This is a genomic window from Neobacillus sp. SRL179 (genome assembly GCF_984799095.1).
This window is the reverse complement of record NZ_OZ481792.1, coordinates 3,400,053-3,420,544: the sequence shown is the minus strand read 5'-3', so window position 1 is coordinate 3,420,544 and position 20,492 is coordinate 3,400,053. Positions and strand designations below refer to the sequence as shown.

The 20,492-nt window shown below is 37.4% G+C and carries 22 protein-coding genes; 15 read left to right on the top strand and 7 right to left on the bottom strand.

The annotated features are described in order from the left end of the window. Positions 1-110: 110 nt before the first annotated feature. From ccpN to AC4E8C_RS16915, 8 genes are all read left to right on the top strand, one after another. A complete protein-coding gene (ccpN, locus tag AC4E8C_RS16950; protein ID WP_490207823.1) occupies positions 111-743 on the top strand; it encodes a transcriptional regulator CcpN in 633 nt (210 codons plus the stop codon). Between the two features lie 34 nt (positions 744-777). After that, a complete protein-coding gene (locus tag AC4E8C_RS16945) occupies positions 778-1,587 on the top strand; it encodes a pyruvate, water dikinase regulatory protein (RefSeq protein ID WP_490207822.1) in 810 nt (269 codons plus the stop codon). 614 nt (positions 1,588-2,201) lie between these two features. Beyond that, the gene (gene dnaG, locus AC4E8C_RS16940; RefSeq protein ID WP_490207821.1) at positions 2,202-4,022 is read left to right on the top strand and encodes a DNA primase; all 1,821 of its coding nucleotides are present in this window, start codon (positions 2,202-2,204) and stop codon (positions 4,020-4,022) included. 41 nt (positions 4,023-4,063) lie between these two features. Beyond that, on the top strand, positions 4,064-5,194 hold the full coding sequence (rpoD, locus tag AC4E8C_RS16935; RefSeq protein WP_490207820.1) for an RNA polymerase sigma factor RpoD: 1,131 nt from the start codon (positions 4,064-4,066) through the stop codon (positions 5,192-5,194). 351 nt (positions 5,195-5,545) lie between these two features. Then, on the top strand, positions 5,546-6,685 hold the full coding sequence (locus AC4E8C_RS16930; protein WP_490207819.1) for an acyl-CoA dehydrogenase family protein: 1,140 nt from the start codon (positions 5,546-5,548) through the stop codon (positions 6,683-6,685). Between the two features lie 191 nt (positions 6,686-6,876). Then, on the top strand, positions 6,877-7,248 hold the full coding sequence (gene cccA / locus AC4E8C_RS16925; protein ID WP_490207818.1) for a cytochrome c550: 372 nt from the start codon (positions 6,877-6,879) through the stop codon (positions 7,246-7,248). Between the two features lie 86 nt (positions 7,249-7,334). Continuing rightward, the gene (locus AC4E8C_RS16920) at positions 7,335-8,054 is read left to right on the top strand and encodes a tRNA (adenine(22)-N(1))-methyltransferase (protein WP_490207817.1); all 720 of its coding nucleotides are present in this window, start codon (positions 7,335-7,337) and stop codon (positions 8,052-8,054) included. Further along, positions 8,041-9,156, top strand: a complete 1,116-nt coding sequence (locus AC4E8C_RS16915) for a Nif3-like dinuclear metal center hexameric protein (protein ID WP_490207816.1) — start codon at positions 8,041-8,043, stop codon at positions 9,154-9,156. The genes AC4E8C_RS16920 and AC4E8C_RS16915 overlap by 14 nt, the downstream gene beginning before the upstream one ends. A 119-nt stretch (positions 9,157-9,275) precedes the next feature. Here AC4E8C_RS16915 and AC4E8C_RS16910 read toward each other — a convergent pair whose 3' ends face one another. Together AC4E8C_RS16910 and vrrA are read right to left on the bottom strand one after the other, a co-directional pair. Continuing rightward, on the bottom strand, positions 9,276-10,223 hold the full coding sequence (locus tag AC4E8C_RS16910) for a 4-hydroxy-3-methylbut-2-enyl diphosphate reductase (protein WP_490207815.1): 948 nt from the start codon (positions 10,221-10,223) through the stop codon (positions 9,276-9,278). Between the two features lie 138 nt (positions 10,224-10,361). Then, positions 10,362-11,018: a VrrA/YqfQ family protein gene (gene vrrA / locus AC4E8C_RS16905; protein ID WP_490207814.1), complete on the bottom strand. Its 657-nt coding sequence runs from the start codon at positions 11,016-11,018 to the stop codon at positions 10,362-10,364. Positions 11,019-11,281: 263 nt separating this feature from the next. Here vrrA and AC4E8C_RS16900 point away from each other — a divergent pair, with 263 nt between their 5' ends. Together AC4E8C_RS16900 and AC4E8C_RS16895 are read left to right on the top strand one after the other, a co-directional pair. Beyond that, entirely contained in the window at positions 11,282-12,601 is a 1,320-nt protein-coding gene (locus AC4E8C_RS16900; RefSeq protein WP_490207813.1) for a DEAD/DEAH box helicase, read from the top strand. A gap of 20 nt (positions 12,602-12,621) precedes the next feature. Continuing rightward, a complete protein-coding gene (locus AC4E8C_RS16895; protein ID WP_490207812.1) occupies positions 12,622-13,515 on the top strand; it encodes a deoxyribonuclease IV in 894 nt (297 codons plus the stop codon). Between the two features lie 33 nt (positions 13,516-13,548). Here AC4E8C_RS16895 and AC4E8C_RS16890 read toward each other — a convergent pair whose 3' ends face one another. Beyond that, positions 13,549-13,809 (bottom strand): DUF2624 domain-containing protein, encoded by a 261-nt coding sequence (locus tag AC4E8C_RS16890; protein WP_490207811.1) that lies wholly within the window; start codon positions 13,807-13,809, stop codon positions 13,549-13,551. Positions 13,810-13,975: 166 nt separating this feature from the next. Here AC4E8C_RS16890 and AC4E8C_RS16885 point away from each other — a divergent pair, with 166 nt between their 5' ends. From AC4E8C_RS16885 to zur, 3 genes are read left to right on the top strand one after another with little or no spacing between them, the layout of a single operon-like run. Next, positions 13,976-14,743 (top strand): metal ABC transporter ATP-binding protein, encoded by a 768-nt coding sequence (locus AC4E8C_RS16885; RefSeq protein ID WP_490207810.1) that lies wholly within the window; start codon positions 13,976-13,978, stop codon positions 14,741-14,743. After that, entirely contained in the window at positions 14,744-15,595 is an 852-nt protein-coding gene (locus AC4E8C_RS16880) for a metal ABC transporter permease (RefSeq protein WP_490207809.1), read from the top strand. After that, positions 15,592-16,002: a zinc uptake transcriptional repressor Zur gene (gene zur, locus AC4E8C_RS16875; protein ID WP_490207808.1), complete on the top strand. Its 411-nt coding sequence runs from the start codon at positions 15,592-15,594 to the stop codon at positions 16,000-16,002. Before AC4E8C_RS16880 ends, zur begins: the two co-directional genes overlap by 4 nt. Positions 16,003-16,038: 36 nt before the next feature. Here zur and AC4E8C_RS16870 read toward each other — a convergent pair whose 3' ends face one another. Then, positions 16,039-16,602 (bottom strand): 5' nucleotidase, NT5C type, encoded by a 564-nt coding sequence (locus AC4E8C_RS16870; protein WP_490207807.1) that lies wholly within the window; start codon positions 16,600-16,602, stop codon positions 16,039-16,041. 179 nt (positions 16,603-16,781) lie between these two features. On the opposite strand from AC4E8C_RS16870, the gene AC4E8C_RS16865 reads away from it, so the two are divergent. Beyond that, entirely contained in the window at positions 16,782-17,264 is a 483-nt protein-coding gene (locus AC4E8C_RS16865) for a hypothetical protein (protein WP_490207806.1), read from the top strand. 77 nt (positions 17,265-17,341) lie between these two features. On the opposite strand, the gene ispG is transcribed toward AC4E8C_RS16865, so the two are convergent. From ispG to AC4E8C_RS16850, 3 genes are all read right to left on the bottom strand, one after another. After that, complete coding sequence (ispG, locus tag AC4E8C_RS16860; RefSeq protein ID WP_490207805.1) at positions 17,342-18,451, bottom strand: flavodoxin-dependent (E)-4-hydroxy-3-methylbut-2-enyl-diphosphate synthase; 1,110 nt, start codon at positions 18,449-18,451, stop codon at positions 17,342-17,344. A 111-nt stretch (positions 18,452-18,562) separates the two neighbouring features. Beyond that, the gene (locus tag AC4E8C_RS16855; RefSeq protein WP_490207804.1) at positions 18,563-18,895 is read right to left on the bottom strand and encodes a LysM peptidoglycan-binding domain-containing protein; all 333 of its coding nucleotides are present in this window, start codon (positions 18,893-18,895) and stop codon (positions 18,563-18,565) included. A gap of 89 nt (positions 18,896-18,984) precedes the next feature. Further along, positions 18,985-19,758 carry a DUF1189 domain-containing protein gene (locus AC4E8C_RS16850; protein WP_490207803.1) on the bottom strand — a complete coding sequence of 258 codons (774 nt, stop codon included), beginning with the start codon at positions 19,756-19,758 and terminating at the stop codon, positions 18,985-18,987. Positions 19,759-19,966: 208 nt separating this feature from the next. Here AC4E8C_RS16850 and AC4E8C_RS16845 point away from each other — a divergent pair, with 208 nt between their 5' ends. Beyond that, entirely contained in the window at positions 19,967-20,449 is a 483-nt protein-coding gene (locus AC4E8C_RS16845) for a DUF456 domain-containing protein (protein WP_490207802.1), read from the top strand. Positions 20,450-20,492: the final 43 nt, after the last annotated feature.

The following is a 20,492-nucleotide window of genomic DNA, read 5'->3' as shown; positions in this document are numbered from 1 at the left end:
GTAACCGCGCCTTTTGTTTATAGTGAACAGGAAATAGATTTCAAATAGTTAGTAGTATATAATTACCCTATAGACAATTATATATTTATTTTGTTAAAAGGTATTTTAAGGTGGTGAGGACAATCGAACTGACTAAACGCCAAGAACATATATTGCAAATAGTTAAAGATAACGGTCCGATTACAGGGGAGCAAATTGCTGAACAATTGAGTTTAACTAGGGCGACCTTAAGGCCGGATCTTGCTATTTTAACGATGGCTGGATTTTTGGATGCAAGGCCGCGAGTTGGTTATTTCTATACGGGTAAGTCTGGTACTCAACTATTAACAGAAAATTTGCAAAAAATTTATGTGAAAGATTATCAGTCTATTCCTGTAGTAGTAAGTGAGAATGTATCTGTTTACGATGCGATTTGCACCATGTTTCTTGAGGATGTGGGAACATTATTTGTAGTTGATCAAAACTCCAGCCTTGTTGGTGTTTTATCAAGAAAGGATTTACTTCGTGCAAGCATTGGAAAACAAGAGCTTATAAGTATTCCTGTCAATATCATTATGACTAGGATGCCCAACATAGCAATGTGTGAACGGGAAGATTTATTAATTGATGTTGCCAAAAAGCTAATTGAAAAACAAATCGATGCCTTACCGATTGTTAAAAAGTCAGAAAATGGGTACGAAGTAATTGGCCGAGTAACCAAAACCAATATTACCAAAGCCTTTGTAGCTCTTGGCGATGAATAAAAAAATATCTTGATAGAGGAGCTGTTTTGGGAGAATGAGTTTGCCTATCATCTATGTTGTATCAGATTCAGTGGGGGAGACGGCTGAATTAGTGACAAAAGCTGCAATAAGCCAGTTTAATGGTTCAGGTATGACATTAAAAAGATTTCCCTATGTAGAGGACAAGGAACATATTGATGAAGTAGTGTCCCTTGTTTCAAATGATAAAGGCATGATTGCTTATACACTAGTCAAACCGGAAATTCGTACATATTTGAAGGAAAAAGCAGATGAAGAAGGTATCCAAGCAGTTGATTTAATTGGTCCTATCATCGATCAAATTCAAGTTTTTAGCGGGAAAACACCATTATGTGAACCAGGCTTGGTTAGAAAGCTGGATGAAGATTACTTTAAAAAAATCGAAGCAATTGAATTTGCGGTAAAATATGACGATGGACGTGACCCGAGAGGGCTTTTAAAGGCGGATATTGTTCTAATTGGAGTGTCAAGAACCTCCAAGACACCACTATCACAATACTTGGCCCATAAACGCTTAAAAGTGGCAAATGTTCCACTTGTCCCAGAAGTGGACCCACCTGAAGAACTTTATAAGATTCCAGTCAATAAATGTTTTGGATTGAAAATCAGTCCTGAAAAGTTAAACAATATCAGAAGAGAACGATTAATTTCATTAGGATTAAATGATCAAGCAAGCTATGCTAATATCGAAAGAATCAAAGAAGAGCTAACTTTTTTTGAAAAAGTGGTCAATAAGATTAATTGTCCAGTAATTGATGTAACAAATAAGGCGGTGGAAGAGACTGCCAATGTTATCTTAAATTATATTTATAAGGGCAGACCTTGACACATAATCTTGATTATGTGTCTTTTATGTTTGAAAAAAAGAAGAAAAAAATTATGGCAAAATGATAATAAATGTACTATAATAAAAAATTGTGATAAAAAAATATCTTTTTAGGTTTAGAGTTGCATTGGAACGAATAAACTATTTATTGTTAGATGTCAAGGCAGCCCTATAAAAAAAATTCGACATAAATCCTTTTATAAAAGTTATCTCTTTAAGAAGGAATATGCGGAGTGATGTAGAATTAATACTTATGTAAAAGGCAAATCGACTATTTTGTCGATACAGATTCTTGCCCGATTAAAAGAGGAGATTGTCGAAAGTTCTTCCGAGTTTCCCGTTGAAGTTTTTTTATTGCTTCCTATGATCACCATGTCAAAAATAAGACGACTACATATGCAACATGGAAATATGTTGATACTGGGAAGGAAGCAGCTGAATTGTTCATTTTGAACCATGCAAGTAAGGAGATATTGTCACTGAAAAGGCCCAAAATCTCTTTCACTCTAAAGATCGAGTAAGTTTTATGACAAAATTAACAAAAAATTTGTCGAAATTTGCAGGAATATAATGATTGCCTGCCGAATACGTGTAATACAAATGGAGATGTTTTCATGGCAGATCGTATTGCCGAAGAAAAGATTGACCAAATTCGTCAGGCTGTTGATATAGTTGAAGTTATCAGCGACTATGTTCAACTGAAGAAACAAGGGCGAAATTACTTCGGACTATGTCCTTTCCATGGAGAGAGTACACCATCCTTTTCAGTATCACCTGACAAACAGATTTTCCATTGCTTTGGATGCGGAGCTGGGGGGAATGTATTTTCTTTTTTGATGGAGCTAGAAGGAATATCATTTCAAGAGGCCGCCATCAAACTCGCTGAGAAGGTAAATATTGAACTTGAAATTAGTTTATCTTCAGCTGTTGGCGGGAAAAAGGTTTCCAAAGAGTATCAATCCATGCTGGACGCACATGAGCTGTTAAGGAAATTTTATCATCACCTTCTTGTAAATACAAAAGAAGGACAGCATGCTTTAGAGTATTTATTAGGAAGAGGCTTTACCCAGGAATCGATTGATAAGTTTCAAATTGGCTATTCCTTAAATTCATGGGATTTTGTCGTGAAGTTCCTAACTAAAAGGGATTTTTCACCAGAATGGATGGAGAAAGCTGGATTAATTATCAAACGAGAGAGGGACGAGACGTATTTTGATCGATTTAGGGATCGAATTATGTTTCCAATTTTTGACCGTCATGGTAATACGATTGCTTTTTCAGGGAGATCACTAGGGGCTGAAGAACCCAAATATTTAAATAGTCCCGAAACAGCAATCTTTAATAAAAGTAAAATTTTATATAATTATCACTTGGCTAAACCAAGTATAAAAAAAATGCAGCACGCTGTTTTATTTGAAGGTTTTGCTGATGTTATTGCTGCAGACCGGTCTGGCGTAGAAAATGGCATTGCAACAATGGGGACCTCCTTGACCGATGAACATATTGCCCTTTTACGGCAAAGCGTCCAATCCATAACGATTTGTTATGATTCCGATAAAGCCGGAATTGAGGCAGCCTATCGAGCGGGTAACCATCTTCATGATGCTGGTTTTCAAATAAAGGTTGCCATGATGGCGGATGGACAGGATCCTGATGAGTATATCAAAAAAAATGGTGCTGATAAATTCCGTAAAGAAGTGATGGATGCAAGTTTAACTTGGATGGCCTTCAAATTTCTATACTTTCGAAGAGGAAAAAATCTTCAATTTGAAGGAGAACGGCTTGCATACATCGAAAAGATAATTAAAGAAATCAGCAAACTAGATAAAGCTGTTGAAAGGGATCATTATTTACGACAGCTGGCTGCTGAATTTTCTCTTTCTTTAGAAGCATTACAGCAAACTTTACAACAACAGCAGAAACAAATGTTTTTTGAAGAAAAAAGAAAATCGAAGGGTAAAAATGACCCTGAGCCTAAACCGTTGGTGATTGTTAAGCGTGTGGATGAATTAAAACCTGCCTATTATACAGCGGAAAGATGTTTAATTGCCCATATGCTAAAAAATCGGGATGTGGCTTATAAGGTTCAGGATTTACTTGGAGAAAGCACGTTTAATAGCGATGAGCACCAAGCAATAATAACATATCTATTAGGGTTTTATGAAGACCACTTTGAACCAGATACTAGTGCGTTTTTAACCTATATTCAAGATGACAATCTTAGAAGAATGGTTGCCAACATCGAAATGATGTCGATCAATGATGAAGTAACAAATCAAGAATTAACTGATTATATCAAACAGGTGTTGAATTATCAAAAGATGTTAAAGATAAAAGAAAAAGAAGTGGAATTAAAAGAAGCAGAGCGACAAAATGATTTTCACAGGGCTGCTGCAATTGGTAATGAAATTAACCAATTGCGTAAGTTGTTATAAATTTATTTTAAGTTTCTTTAATGCTGGAAGGAGGGGGACATATGGCTGCTGAAAAATCAGCCCGTTCAAAAGAGGTTGAAAATGAATTAACCCTTGAACAAGTAAAAGACCAGTTAACTGAGCTGGGTAAAAAAATCGGTGTCCTTGCCTATGATGATATTGCTGAGAAGATGGCTATTTTTGAATTAGACTCGCACCAAATGGATGAATTTTACGAGTTCCTTGGAGACCAAGGAATTGAATTAGTCGGTGACGGTGATGAGGAAGACCCAGATATTAAAAAAATAGCCAAAGAAGAGGAAGAAGAATTTGATTTAAATGATCTTAGCGTTCCGCCTGGAGTAAAAATCAACGATCCAGTTCGTATGTACTTGAAAGAAATTGGCCGAGTAGATTTGTTATCGGCTGACGAAGAAAAGAATTTGGCGCTTCGTATTGAACAAGGTGACGAAGAAGCTAAACGGCGCCTTGCAGAGGCAAACCTAAGATTGGTTGTCAGTATCGCCAAACGTTATGTGGGCCGTGGCATGTTATTCCTTGATTTAATTCAAGAAGGAAATATGGGTTTAATTAAAGCCGTTGAGAAATTTGATTACCAAAAAGGCTTTAAATTTAGTACCTATGCAACGTGGTGGATTCGACAAGCGATTACACGTGCGATTGCTGACCAAGCAAGGACCATTCGAATTCCTGTACACATGGTTGAAACAATTAATAAACTTATCCGTGTTCAACGTCAGTTACTTCAAGATCTTGGCCGCGAACCAACACCAGAAGAAATTGGTGAGGATATGGATTTAACACCAGATAAGGTAAGAGAAATTTTAAAAATTGCTCAAGAACCTGTCTCACTTGAAACTCCAATAGGTGAAGAAGATGATTCCCACTTAGGAGATTTTATTGAAGATCAGGATGCCACATCTCCATCTGAACACGCTGCATATGAATTGTTAAAAGAGCAACTAGAGGATGTACTTGATACCTTAACAGATCGTGAAGAGAACGTGCTTAGGCTTCGTTTTGGACTGGATGATGGCCGAACCCGTACCCTTGAAGAGGTGGGGAAGGTCTTTGGTGTAACTCGTGAGCGTATTCGCCAAATTGAAGCGAAGGCATTGCGTAAATTACGTCATCCAAGCCGCAGTAAACGACTTAAGGACTTCTTAGAATAATGATGAATTTATAGTTTACTTCTTAACAGGGGTAGACTATTTTTTTTGTAAATTTCTTGCTTTTTCATTATTTTACTGAATTGTCTCTCATTTTGCAAATGCACATTTAAATCGTAGGTAATCTTCCACTCAAAATTATTTTTGCGGAAAAGAGAATTCTAAATGGATCGCTTTTGTTAAGAGTAGTAAAATGTTCTAATAAAAATATAAAACAAAAAATGGTAAATGGCCATCCCTATGTTTAAATAATAATTTATTTTTTAAAATTTTTTTAATCTTGAGAATTTATCATAAACCCTCGTATAATTAATAAAGAAAGCGTATACAGTGCTTCTTTAGGGGGGGATGGATATGAACTTTGATTTAACTTCAGAACAAGAAATGATCAAACGGACCATACACCAATTTGCGGATGAAGTAGTTGCACCAGGGGCAATCGAACGGGATCGGTTAAAGCAATTCCCTGTTGAAATATTTAAGGAACTAGCAGACATGGGAATAATGGGATTGCCTTTTCCAGAACAATATGGCGGCAGCGGTGCCGATACAATTAGCTTTGCAATTGTTGTAGAAGAGTTAAGCAGGGTGTGCGGCTCCACTGGCATCACCTACTCTGCTCATATTTCTTTAGGTGGAGCACCGCTTTATTTGTTTGGCACCGAAGAGCAAAAACAAAGATATTTAACGCCAATTTGTACAGGTGAATCGCTAGGGGCTTTTGGGTTAACAGAGCCAAATGCAGGCTCAGATGCTGGTGGTACAAAAACATATGCAACTGAGAAAAATGGGGAATTTTTGATTAATGGTAGTAAATGCTTTATTACGAATGCCAGCTATGCCAGCCATTTAGCCATAACTGCTGTGACAGGTGAAAAGGATGGAAAAAAAGAAATTAGCGCCATCATTGTCCCGACAAAGACGGCAGGTTTTACGGTCATTGATAACTATGAAAAGATGGGATTACATTCATCGAATACTACAGAACTAGTGTTAGAAGATGTCAGAGTCCCTGTTGAAAACCTTCTAGGAAAGCGTGGGGAGGGCTTTAGACAGTTTTTAATTACACTTGACGGCGGTCGTATTGGAATTGGTGCAATGGCTGTAGGGATTGCACAGGGAGCGTATGAGAAGGCACTAGCCTATGCAAAGGAACGAAAACAATTTGGTCGATCCATTTCTTCTTTCCAGGCAACTCAATTTAAGCTTGCAGATATGGCATTAAAAATTGAGTTAGCACGAAATATGGTACTTAAGGCTGCATGGTTAAAAGATAAGGGGAGACCATTCTCAAAGGAAGCAGCCATGTGTAAGCTATACGCCTCGGAAATTTGTATGGAAGTAACTAATCAAGCCGTGCAAATTCATGGCGGATACGGTTATATGAGGGAATACCATGTGGAAAGAATGATGCGGGATGCAAAGCTGCTTGAAATTGGTGAGGGAACCTCTGAAGTGCAAAGACTGGTAATTTCTCGTTTAATTGGATGTTAACAAAAAAATATGGGAAACTAATGTGAGGCTAAGGGGTCGTTATTACACCCAATTCGCCTCTTTTTTCTTTTTTATAAAGATTATAGTGATAAAATAAGTTTAGGGCTTTTCCTTCTGTTCATTTTAAAGTAAAATAATAGTTGTTTGTAAACATTTAATTTTGACTGTTCGTACATAAGGGAGGTTATTTCATGAATCGGAATCCGGTAATACCTTACATCCTAGTCATGGTTTTTGGAATCGTGTTAGTATTTATTCTATCTTTCAAAGGCGTTGGAGATATGAAAGAAGTGGCTAAGGAGAATGGTGAAGGTAAAGGTAGTGAAAAAACAGAGGTTGCTGCATCTAAACCAGAGGATATTTATAAAACTACATGTATTGGATGCCATGGTGATCAGTATCAAGGGGTAGTAGGACCTTCATTAAAAGGTGTTGGTGATAAGTATTCCAAGGAAGAAATTATGACCATTATCACAAAAGGTAAAGGCACAGGCATGCCAGCTGGTCTTGTTACGGATGAACAAGCAGGCGCTATGGCAGATTGGTTAGCAAAAATTAAATAAGCAGTATGGTCCTTTGCATCTGTGAAGGACTTTTTTTATACTATTTTTATACTATTTAAATACATAACTAAAAAGTGGTGGAATTTTTGAATACAGAAAAATTATCAGTTCGATTGATGAAAGTTGCAAAATATGTGCCGGAAGGGTCAAAAATGGCCGATATTGGCTCAGATCATGCCTATTTGCCATGTTACCTGGCAAAAAACTTAAAGATTTCTTTTGCGGTTGCGGGTGAAGTAGCAAAAGGACCCTACCAATCCGCAGAAAGAAATGTGAAGTCAGAAGGGTTAATAGAGACGATTTCTGTACGGATGGGGGATGGTCTTGAGGTGATTCAATCCGGTGAGGTAGATTGTATTACGATCGCAGGAATGGGTGGTGCCTTAATTTCCACTATTCTTGAAAATGGAAAAGAAAAGCTGACTTCAGTTCGGCGCCTTATTTTACAACCGAATATTAGTGCGATATCTGTCCGAAAATGGCTTTTGGTAAATAACTGGGAAATTATTGAGGAAGAAATTATTGAAGAAGACGGAAAAATTTATGAGATTGTTGTTGCTGAAAAAGGTAATCCTGATAAGCCCTATCAAACAAACAAGGACACGGGTCTTTTATTAGGTCCATTTCTTCTGCAAAGAAAAGAAGAAACATTTAAGAAAAAATGGACGGCTGAGAAGAAAAATTGGCAGCGGATCTACGAGGCTCTCGAAGATGCAACTGAAACAGCAGATACAATTGAAAAGAGAAAAGAACTTCTTGATAAAATTAGAATAGTGGAGGAGGCTTTAAAAGATGAAGAATCCTAATGGCCATGAAATCATCCAATTGTTTGAACAGTTCGCACCTAAAGGGTTAGCCATGGAAGGTGACAAGATTGGTTTGCAAATCGGCCGTTTAAATAAAAAGGTTGATCGTATGATGATAGCTCTAGATGTACTAGAAAATGTCGTTGATGAAGCGATAGAAAAAGATGTTCAGCTAATTATTGCTCATCACCCCATCATTTATCGTCCGCTGAAAAATTTGCTGACCGACACGACACAAGGGAAAATGATTGAAAAATTACTTAAACACGATATTGCCGTCTATGCTGCCCACACCAACCTTGATGTTGCAAAAGGCGGAGTGAATGATCTGCTGGCTGCTGCTTTAGGTCTTGAAGATGCTGAAGTGCTCGTACCTACGTTTGATACGAAGCTTAAGAAGTTAGTTGTTTATGTCCCTGCCAGCCATTCTAATGAGATTAGAACTGTCTTGGGAAAAGCAGGGGCAGGATTTATTGGTAATTATAGTCATTGTTCGTTCTCTGCAAATGGGACAGGGCGATTCATGCCAGGCGAAAATACAGATCCCTTTATTGGCCAAGCAGGACGATTGGAAGAGGTAGACGAAGTGAAAATTGAGACGATTGTACCTGAACCTCTTCTTAAGAAGACCGTCACAGCCATGATTAAAGCCCATCCATATGAAGAGGTGGCATATGATGTATATCCTCTAGAAAATAAAGGGGAAACGCTTGGTCTCGGCAGAATTGGCCGCGTCAACGAAATGACCTTAGGAGAATTTGCAGAAAAGGTAAAAACTGCGTTAGAGGTACCAACAGTGCGCGTGGTTGGTGATGTAACTGCCAAGATTAAAAAGGTTGCTGTTTTAGGCGGGGATGGGAATAAATATTTTATGAATGCTAAGTTTAGAGGGGCTGATGTGTATATTACGGGTGATATTTATTATCACACGGCACATGATGCTTTGATGCAAGGATTAAATATGATTGATCCAGGTCACAATGTAGAAAAAGTGATGAAAAAGGGATTATCAAAAGTATTAGAGAAGCTGTGTCAAGAAGCAGGCTTTGAAGTAGAGGTTTTTCCATCCGAAGTCAATACTGAGCCATTTCAATTTATTTAAAAGTTCATAAGCGGCCGTAGAGGAAATATTTCAAAAAAGAACGGTCGATTTTAAGGATTCTAAATTTGAAAACATCAATGAAAAGAACCGCTATACAAAATATAGCGGTTCTTTTCCATTTATACTTCAGTTTTTTTAACTTTAGGTAATATTTTACTTAACTGAACTTGTTTACGACGTTCCCATGTTGCTTCATTGTTCGGATCAAATTGTTCAAGGAAGGTAATAACTTCTTTGGTGATTGGAGTGGGTGTAGATGCTCCTGACGTTACAGCGACATTTTTAGCATCCTTAATCCATTCAATTTCCAATTCTGTTATATCAGCAATACGGTAGGCCTTGGTGCCGGCAATTTCCTGCGAAACCTGAGCTAGCCTGTTGGAGTTATTGCTTTTTGGGTCACCAACGACAATGGTCACATCTGCTTCAGTTGCTTGGTTCGCAACCGCTTCTTGACGAATTTGTGTGGCATGGCAAATTTCATTATACACTTCAACGTGTGGAAATTTTTCTTGCACTTTTTTCATAGTATCGGCAACGTCCCATTGGCTCATTGTGGTTTGATTGGTGACTAATAGTTTTTCACAGTCAATTGTTAATGCCTCTACGTCACTAGGAGTTTCCACAAGGTGAACCATACCTGGGGCGACCCCGATGGCACCTTCGGGCTCTGGATGTCCTTTTTTACCAATATAAATAACTTGATAACCCTGTTTTGTTTTTTCTTCGATTAGGACATGTGTTTTTGTTACATCAGGGCAAGTGGCATCAATCGTTACAAGACCACGCTCTTTGGCAAGCTCGCGAACTTCTGGAGAGATACCATGGGCAGTAAAAATTACAGTTCCAGATTTTACTTTATCAAGGATATCTTTGCGATTTTTACCATCAAGGGTAATAATACCTTCTTCTTCAAAAGCATCCGTAACGTGCTTATTATGGACGATCATTCCTAAAATGTAGATAGGCCGAGGTAATGTTTTATCTAAAGCGGCATTTCTCGCAATAACCATGGCATCGACAACACCATAGCAATAACCGCGTGGAGAAATTTTAATTACTTGCATATATTAAGTCCCCCTAAAAGACATGATTTAGTAGTCTATGTATTGATTATATAAAACTATGAGATATATTACAAAGATACATTTTTCCTGTTGAGTTTTCGAAAAATTAAAAAGAATGCTGTCTCCAGCATTCTCTAATCAAATATACATTTTAGGTACTGAACTCCCTCTCTGGTGTGAGCTGATCCGCTTGGAACCATCGGATTGAGTTTCTTTTCTTGAACTAACCTTTTGGCTTTTTTGCGCGGAGGTCGTTTTTTTTGAAGTTGACACATGTTTTGTTTCATTATTTGATGACTCTGCTGAATGATCGGATGAATCCGTGCTTTTTGATGCATTTTTAAAACCTCGATAGATTTTCCAGATAGCAGGAAGATTCTTGACCATTGGCCCATACTGTTGAATCATGGGTCCAATTGATTGAGCAGTCTTTAATACTTGTTGGGTATTATTTAAGACATTTGTAAGTCCGCCCGGATTGCTTAAAGACTGAAGTAAACCGCCTCCACCCCCTCCTGAAGCTCGAGCTGCCCCTGGCATTCCCATAATTCCACCTGTTTGGTTTCCTCTTCCAAGTATTTTTGAAAGTAAACCACCGCCTGCCCTGTTCATTTGTGGTGGTCCCATTCTTGAGCCCATCATCGGATTTCCTCCGCCAAAGGGACCTTGGGGCTGCCCCATCATCGGGTTCCTTCCGAAAAATGGATTTGTCCCAGAGCCCATCATCGGATTTCTCCCCGCAAACATACCTGGTCCCATTCCATTGTTCATGGGTACTCTTGGTCTTGGTAGCATTCTAAAACATCCTTCCAACATAACTTAATACAATAAAATATGCATTTTTCCTAATTTGGTTTAGGTATTCTACACAAGGAAAAAACTATATTTTGATTTTAAAAAGTGGATAAAAAGTAAAAGCTGAAATATAAGGACTTGTAAGCTGGTTATTTAAGAGGATTTTTACTATAATTACAGGATGGAAATAAAAGTGGAAACTCTTACTAAGGAAAGAAAACTACTCCATAAACAAAAGATTTTTTAAAATAAGGAGCCATTATATGAAAGTAAATCGATTTGAACGTTTTAAGTTTCAGCCTTTTATTATAGAATCTCTCAATCAGTTCGGTTTTTTTGAACCAACTGAAATACAGGAACGGATGATTCCGTTAGTTCTAAAAGGGGAAAGTGCCATTGGACAGTCGCAAACAGGAACAGGGAAAACATTTGCTTATGTATTGCCTATCCTCGAAAAGATTGATCCAAAGCGCCAAGAGGTACAAGCTGTAATTACTGCGCCAACACGAGAATTAGCATCACAAATTTACCATCAAATACTGAAGGTAATTGAGTATTGCAGTCCTGAGAGCCCAATTATGGCAAGATGTTATATTGGAGGAACGGACAAACAGCGAACAATTGAAAAACTTAAAGTACAGCCACAGATTGTGATTGGTACACCAGGAAGAATTAAAGATTTAATGGTGGATCAAGCGCTGTTTATTCATACATCTACCATGCTTGTGGTCGATGAAGCCGACATGATGCTTGATATGGGCTTTATTGAAGATGTTGACCAGATTGCAGCTAAAATGCCGGAAAAACTACAAATGCTCATCTTTTCAGCAACTATTCCAGAAAAATTAAAGCCATTTCTTAAAAAATATATGGAAAACCCTAAAACGGTACAAATTGAGTCAAAAAACAAAGCAGCTGAAAATTTACAACACTATCTTCTCCCTTCAAGACATAGAAGTAAAAAACAATTGGTTTACGATGCCCTTTTGGCTTACAATCCTTATTTAGCGATTGTGTTTACAAATACGAAAAAAATGGCGGAAGAGGTTGCTTACTTTTTAAATGAAAAAGGATTAAAGGTTGGCAGAGTACACGGCGATTTAAATCCGCGTGAACGAAAGAAAATGATGAAACAGATTCAAGATTTAGAGTATCAATATATCGTCGCGACCGATCTTGCATCGCGGGGCATTGATATTGAAGGAGTCAGCCACGTTATCAATTATGAGCTTCCATCTGACTTGGATTTTTATATCCACCGGGTTGGAAGAACAGCGCGAGCAGGAAATTCTGGAATTGCGCTTACCGTATATGAGAGTTCTGATGAGGATGCATTGAACCGTTTGGAAAAGATGGGAATTCAGTTTAAACATGTTGACCTGGGCAAAGAGGGATTTGTTGAGATTGATCCTCGAAATAAAAGGAAGACCCGTGTGAAAAAGGAAGATGAGGCAGCGAAAACCGCAAAATCCATGGTGAAAAAACCACAAAAGGTAAAGCCTGGCTATAAAAAGAAAATGCAATGGGAAATGGATAAAATAAAAAAACGGCAAAGAAAAATAGAAAATAGAAAAAACAAATAAGGTGAGAGGGGACAAAAGCGATGTTAAAAATAGGCTCACATGTCTCTATGAGCGGAAAGGATATGCTGCTGGCCGCTAGTGCGGAGGCTGTATCCTATGGTGCAAATACCTTTATGGTCTATACCGGTGCACCACAAAACACAAGAAGAAAGAAAATTGAAGACCTTAACATTGATGCAGGGCGACAACATATGGAGTTGAACGGAATCTCAGAAATTGTGGTCCATGCTCCCTACATTATTAATATTGGCAATACCACTAACCCTGACACCTTTGAATTAGGGGTTAGGTTCCTTCGCAGCGAGATTGAGAGAACTGAGGCAATTGGTGCTAAGCAAATTGTGCTTCATCCAGGAGCTCATGTTGGGGCAGGAACTGAGGAAGGAATCAAGAAAATTATCGAAGGTTTGAACGAAGTTTTAACAGGTAAGGAACAGGTGCAAATTGCCTTGGAAACAATGGCTGGGAAAGGCTCTGAGTGCGGAAAATCATTTGAAGAGCTTGCGATGATTATCGATGGGGTCACCTATAGTGATAAATTATCGGTATGCTTTGATACATGCCATACCCACGATGCCGGCTATAACATTGTGGACGATTTTGACGGGGTCTTAAATGAATTCGATAAAATTGTTGGATTAGATAAACTTAAAGTTCTGCATATTAACGACAGTAAAAATGAAATAGGGATGAGAAAAGACCGCCACGAGAATATCGGATTCGGCCATATTGGCTTTAAGGCAATTAACTATATTGTTCATCATCCACAATTGATGGATGTGCCCAAAATATTAGAAACTCCCTTTGTCGGTGAAGATAAGAAAAACAAAAAGGCGCCTTATAAATTCGAAATAAATATGCTTCGTGAACAAACGTTTAATGAAGACCTTTTAGATCAAATTATGCAATCATAAGATGAAAGCTGTGCCTTAGGCACAGCTTTGTTTTTATTTAGTTAACTCAAGAAATAATTTATTTACTTTCCGGGCCGTTTCAGGCCCAGCGGTCTTGGCAATTTTTTTTACTAGCTGTGAACGCTGTGTATCGTCGAAAATATTAACATTTTTTCCTCTTAAGTATTCAGCGATTTGCTGTGCTTGTTGTTGATTAACTGCTATATTAAACTGATTTGCATACTTTATCAGCTCTTCAGCTGTAATTGTATTGATTTTATGATTAATGACGCTTTCAAATATTTTCACCCTCATCACTCCTCCATGCTAATGTATGAAGAAGTGAAGGGAGTGTTACAACGATTTCAAATTGATCATGAACCGGTTAACTCTTTGATTGCTTTACAATCAGGATTTCCTATTGTATACTACTTGAAGTTAAATCGGAATGATTCTTATAATTAAGGGTGAGATTAAGACTATGCAATCAATAATTGAATTAAGAAATCTTTTCTATCGTTATGAACAGGATCTTGTCCTTGAGAATATTAATATGTCCGTGCCTGATGGTTCCTTTTTGGCAATTGTCGGACCAAATGGATCTGGTAAATCAACGATGCTCAAGTTGATTTTAGGTTTATTAAAGCTTCAAAAGGGTCAAATCTTGTTATTCGGTCAGGAAATTAATAAATTTAAGGACTGGGAACGAATTGGATATGTGTCGCAAAAGGCAAATTCCTTTAACACTGGTTTTCCAGCAACTGTATTTGAGGTAGTTTCAAGTGGGTTAACTAAAAAGTTAGGCCTGTTTACGTTTTTTAATAAAGAACATGAAAAAAGGGTTATCGAGGCATTGGATGCAGTTGGAATGAAGGCATTTAGTCATAGAAATATAGGCGAACTCTCTGGGGGTCAACAGCAGCGTGTGTTTATTGCTCGTGCCCTTGTAAGTGAACCAAAGTTGCTAATTTTAGACGAGCCAACTGTTGGTGTAGATGCTGAGAATGTTAATTCCTTTTACCAAATGCTTGTTGATTTAAATAAGAGCCGAGCGATTACTCTTTTATTGGTCACACATGATATCGGAACAATATCGGATAAGGTTACTCATGTTGCCTGTTTGAATAAACATTTGTATTTTCATGGAGAATCCAAGGATTTTGAACAGTTTAATTCTAGTGGTTTGTCTCAAGTTTATGGTCATGATGTTCACATGCTGGCACACCACCATAATACGGAGGAGTTATAAATGATTGAAGGGATTTTTCATTATGAATTTTTACAAAATGCGTTCTTAACAGGGATATTGATTGGAATTATTGCTCCGTTGCTCGGCGTTTTTGTTGTAGTAAGACGTCTATCGTTAATTGCCGATGCCCTCAGCCATGTTACATTAGCAGGAATTGCCGCAAGCCTCTTAATTGAGAGGAAACTTTCAATAATGTCAGGATTGAACCCACTTTATTTAGGAATGGTGTTTTCGGTTGGAGGATCGTTGTTTATTGAAAAATTAAGAGCGGTATATAAACACTATCAGGAATTAGCTATTCCCATTATTCTTTCTAGCGGGATAGGGTTATCAGTTATTTTTATTTCGCTTGCTGATGGTTTTAACCAAGACTTGTTTAGCTATCTTTTTGGCAGTGTATCTGCTGTTAGTCGAACGGATTTATGGGTTATTTTAATCACAAGTGTGCTTGTTATATTGGTTATTATCATGTTATATAAAGAACTTTTTTTACTTTCCTTCGATGAAGAATACGCAAAAGCTTCAGGTATTGCAGCCAAGAGTATCCATTTCATCTTTATTGTTATGGTTGCCCTTGTTATTGCTGCTTCCATGAGGATTGTTGGAATATTGTTAGTGTCTTCATTAATGACGTTACCCGTTGCAGCTAGTATTCGAATTGCAAAAGGTTTTAAACAGACGATTCTTTTATCAGTAATATTTGGTGAGGTCTCTGTATTAGGAGGGTTATTTTCTGCCTATTATTTGGACCTTGCACCAGGTGGAACTATTGTCATGCTAGCCGTTCTTATTTTAATCGTAACGATTTTTTATAAAAAAGTTAAGGTTGGCTATGGAGGTAATGCTCAGTGAATGTAAATGAAGCCATTCAATACTTAAAGGAAAATGGATTTAAACAGACTGGGAAAAGAGAAGATATGCTTCAATTATTTGCTGATAGTGATAAATATTTAACAGCAAAAGATGTACTTGATCAATTAAAGGATGATTATCCTGGGTTAAGTTTTGATACTATTTATCGAAATCTTTCCTTATTTGCCAACATGGGTATTTTAGAAATGACGGAATTATCTGGTGAAAAACACTTTCGCTTCGCTTGTTCTAGAAGCCATCATCACCATCATTTCATATGTTTAGAATGCGGAAAAACGAAAGAGATTGAAACATGTCCGATGGATGGATTAAGTGAAAATTTAAAGGGATACGAGATATCAGGGCATAAATTTGAGATTTACGGACGTTGTCCTAATTGCCATTAAAAAAACAGCTTGTGTATGCTTACACAAGCTGTTTTCTTATTCAAACCAATTTTCAACCCAATTATAGGCTTCGCGCCAATCTTTTACACGGATAACTCCATTAGGCAGAGGATCCTGATTATAGGGTGTATCAAATAATATCACTGGTATTTGGCACTCATTATGGATCATTACGGCATTATCATGTTTATCTTCAAAAAAGATGTCAATTCTTTGTTTTCTTACCGTCTCTACCTTATCATGGGAACCAACTAATTCAATTTGATGAGACGATAACCCTTGGCGTTGAAACCATTCCTCAGTAACATCAAGTAAATAAGGCTTGCGTGCACTAATAAAAATTAAATCATGTTTCTTTTTCCACATCGAAAGTATCTGTATGGCATCTTTTGCTGGTGGTGAATCTCTATAAATAACGGGTTCGCTTTCCACAAACCATTTGGCAAAATCAGCTTCGGGAACGTTAACAAAAGGTGTTAATTCATATCGATTAACGTCCTCATACAATAAGTTTAAGTTAAAAGCCTTATTAATAAAAGTAACCATTGAAGTAGGGCAGGTTACAGTTCCATCAATATCTATTCCTAATCTTTTTTTCATTATGCAGTCACCTTCATTTGAATATCTCTTTATATTTTACCAAATACAAAGGAACAAGAATGTAAATTTTTTAAAAGTATTTGAAATAGAAACCTATTAGTGACAAACATTAACATATTAAAAAACGGTAAGACGCAAACAATAATTAATGCTCCTATAACTGAAAGCGAGGGATTAGGATGGCAGATGAAAGAGACACAAAAGTACAAGAAGCTCTTCGAAGTTCAATTATTGGTGAGCAAATACCAAATTCTCCTTCACAATATAGGGAGGAAACAGCGTCAGAAGTTGCTTCACCAATAAAGACTTCTTATTCATTGAAAAAAGATGCGAATGTACCTCAGGTTGGTGCATCTGTTCCACTCAGAACTTCTCAATACCGGGAAGAGTCAGCGGCTGAGATCGCTGCACCTGTTTCTGTCTCACGTCCAAAGAGTCAAAACAATACGCAGGGAAATGCAACCGCTGGAACAGGTTTGGGAACACTTGCATTAGCATTATCCATTTTGTCGCTGTTTGTAATGCCTATTCTATTTGGTATCGCAGGTATTGTGTTAGGCTTCGTTGCCAGAAAAAGGGGTGCCACAGGCCTTGGTGCTTGGGCAATTGGAATTGGTGCGATATCGCTAATCGTCGGTATCTTTATTCTCCCGTTCTTTTAACATAACCTGCTTAGGAGCAGAATGTCAAAAGGGTCTGACTTCACGATATGTGAGTCAGACCCTTTGTTTTTTGCTGTTTATTTAGTTATCTTTTCTTCTTCAGCTTTTTTGCGAAAATATTCCTCTGCCACTTGATCAATTTCCTTTTTCAATTCTTCGACCATTTGTGCTTCAGGGACCTTACGGACGATTTCGCCTTTTCTAAATAATAATCCTTCCCCGCGTGCACCGGCAATACCGATATCGGCTTCGCGAGCTTCACCAGGACCATTTACTGCACACCCAAGAACTGAAACCTTGATAGGAGCTTTAATTTTTGAAATGTACTCTTCCACTTCATTTGCAATACTAATGAGGTCGATTTCAATTCTACCGCAGGTTGGACAAGAAATTAACGTTGCGGCATTGGAGGATAGTCCAAAAACCTTTAATAGTTCTTTTGCTACTTTAACTTCTTGTACGGGATCTGCACTTAGTGAGATTCGCAATGTGTTTCCAATACCTTTATTAATGATGGCTCCTAATCCTGCCGCACTTTTTACCGTACCTGAGAACAGTGTACCGGATTCGGTAATTCCCAAATGCAGTGGATAATCAAAAGCACGGGCAGCCTTGTCGTATGCTTCAATAGCTAGGTTAACATCCGATGCTTTCATGGAAACAATAATATCGTGAAAATCCAAATCTTCGAGAATTTTAATATGATGGAGGGCACTCTCAACCATTCCATCTGCTGTAGGGTAACCGTATTTCTCAAGAATCTTTTTCTCAAGTGATCCTGCATTTACCCCGATTCTAATCGGAATCCCCTTTGCTTTGGCTGCTTTCACAACAGCTTCAACCTTTTCACGTTTTCCAATGTTGCCCGGATTGATTCTGATTTTATCAGCTCCGCCTTCAATTGCTTTTAATGCTAATTTATAGTCAAAGTGGATATCAACTACAAGCGGAATATTGATTCTCTTTTTTATTTCTGGGATCGCATTCGCTGCACGTTCATCTGGACACGCGACTCGAACAATCTGACATCCAGCATCTTCAAGTCTTTTTATTTCAGCAACGGTTGCATCCACATCATGGGTTTTCGTTGTTGTCATGCTTTGTATAATAATTTCATTGCTCCCGCCAATTGTTAAATTACCCACTTTAATTGGACGGGTATTTGTGCGATGTATAATTTCACTCACGTGTAATTCGCTCTCCTTTAAAATGGATTCGAATAAAAGGTTCTAAAAGACAATCTGGTATAATTGTATCAGTCTTCTACTATTTTTGACAAGAATAAGTGTCTATCCTCTTTATTTTGAGTAATCTGGAAAATGATATGTAGCCCCAATTTGAATTTTTTCAGGAGACTTGCCAGGATTTAATTTTTGAAAGTCAGTAATTAAAGCAGATATGGAAACTGGTAAGGGTTTATCAATTTGATGTTCAACAATTGAAATGACGGTTTCACCAGGTTTCACCTTTGCTTCAAAAGAGGGAATGCTTGGTTCAGCTTGCGGCCTGACCGTCTCTATTTTTGCGTCAACTTGCTTTGAATTAGCGGAGGGAAGGGTGCCGACTGTGAGGTCGAAATAAATAACATATATGACTAAAATTGCAAATAGTAGACCAAATAGTTTTTTCATCGGAAAAGCCTCCAAATAGACGTTTGTACATTCGTATGCTTGTCCAACTTATTTTAGAACAAAAAAACCTACACCGTTTTCGGTGTAGGTTAGCTTGCCTTCTTAGGTTTAGGTACTTCCTTAATAGCGAGGGCTAATACAATAATAATGACAAACCAATTTAGCAGTGAACTTTGAGGTACAGAAGTTTTTAACGCAGTCATGATCGTAAAAAACAGAGTTGGTAATGTTTCGCAGTAAGCAGCCATTCGCCATAATTGCCCATATTTCAGCTTTCTTCCAAAAAGATTTTTCAATGCTAAGCCAAATAAGGCCAATATGGTTACCTCGATAAAACCCCAAGCACTTGAAAACAAATAAATAAACAAGGCCATCACAGGAATGATGATTCCTTTCATACCTTCAATTGTGTCGATAAACTGAAGCAACTCTGTGTTTGTTATATTCATGCCTTCTAACATAGAATAAGGGTATGTATCAATTCTACCGCCTGTAGATAAGGCAAATTCATCCTTCAATAAAGCTAATGTATTATCCGTTTCCTCAACATCTGTTTTAGAAATGGCACCTGTTGGGTCAATTATAATGGTAAAGTCATTTTTATTTATTGTAACCGGAACATCCGTATTTGCTGATAATTGTCCGTTCTGAATTGAAAATTCAGGCGCTTGATCTTTAATAAACGATTGTGCAGCATCTATCCCTGTAGAGAGGGCTGTACTAACATAATAAATAGAGGGTAAAATTGAAATGAAGGTAAGGAAAAAAACGTATAAAATTGTCTTTCCAATGCCCTGAAAACGAAATGTAGCAATATCCTTTGGAGAATAAATACTTCTGTAAAATTGTTTAAAAATATTCATAATGACCACCTTTATGTATAAAACAAAATATTACTTGAACTTTGAAACATTATGCATGGAGTTTCCTTTAAATAGGAGATCTTACATTTCAAGTTCCGCTATTCTATTGTAGCCTGTGGAAACTAGATATACAAGAAGGATGAAGAATGAAAACATGTTGATTATTAAATCGTAGGAAGGGTATATTTTCTGTAAAGGATGGGGATAGATGGAGATTTTGTATTGGCTGATCATTGGTATTCTATTTATTGTTGCGTTCGTTGGATTGGTGTACCCAATTATTCCAAGTGTATTATTTTTATTAGCAGGTTTTTTATTATATGGAATGTTTTTTAGTTTCGAACCATTTAACTGGCTGTTTTGGCTAGTCCAAGGATTATTTATCGTCCTTTTATTTATTGCAGATTACCTAGCCAATTTGTTTGGGATAAAAAAATATGGAGGTTCAAAGGCAGGTGTATGGGGAAGTACAATTGGTCTTTTAGTTGGCCCATTTGTCATCCCTATTTTAGGAATAGTAATTGGGCCTTTTATTGGGGCTGTTGTGGCGGAGTTAATTTTTAATAAAAGGAGTTTTACTGAGAGTCTTAAAGTCGGTTTTGGCTCTGTTCTTGGTTTTATTGGCAGCGTTTTTACAAAGACTGTGATCCAACTCATTATGATTGGTTACTTTTTGATCGTTGTTTTTTAACAGTCCGAAAAGCCGCCAAAAACGGCGGCTTCTTACTATTTAA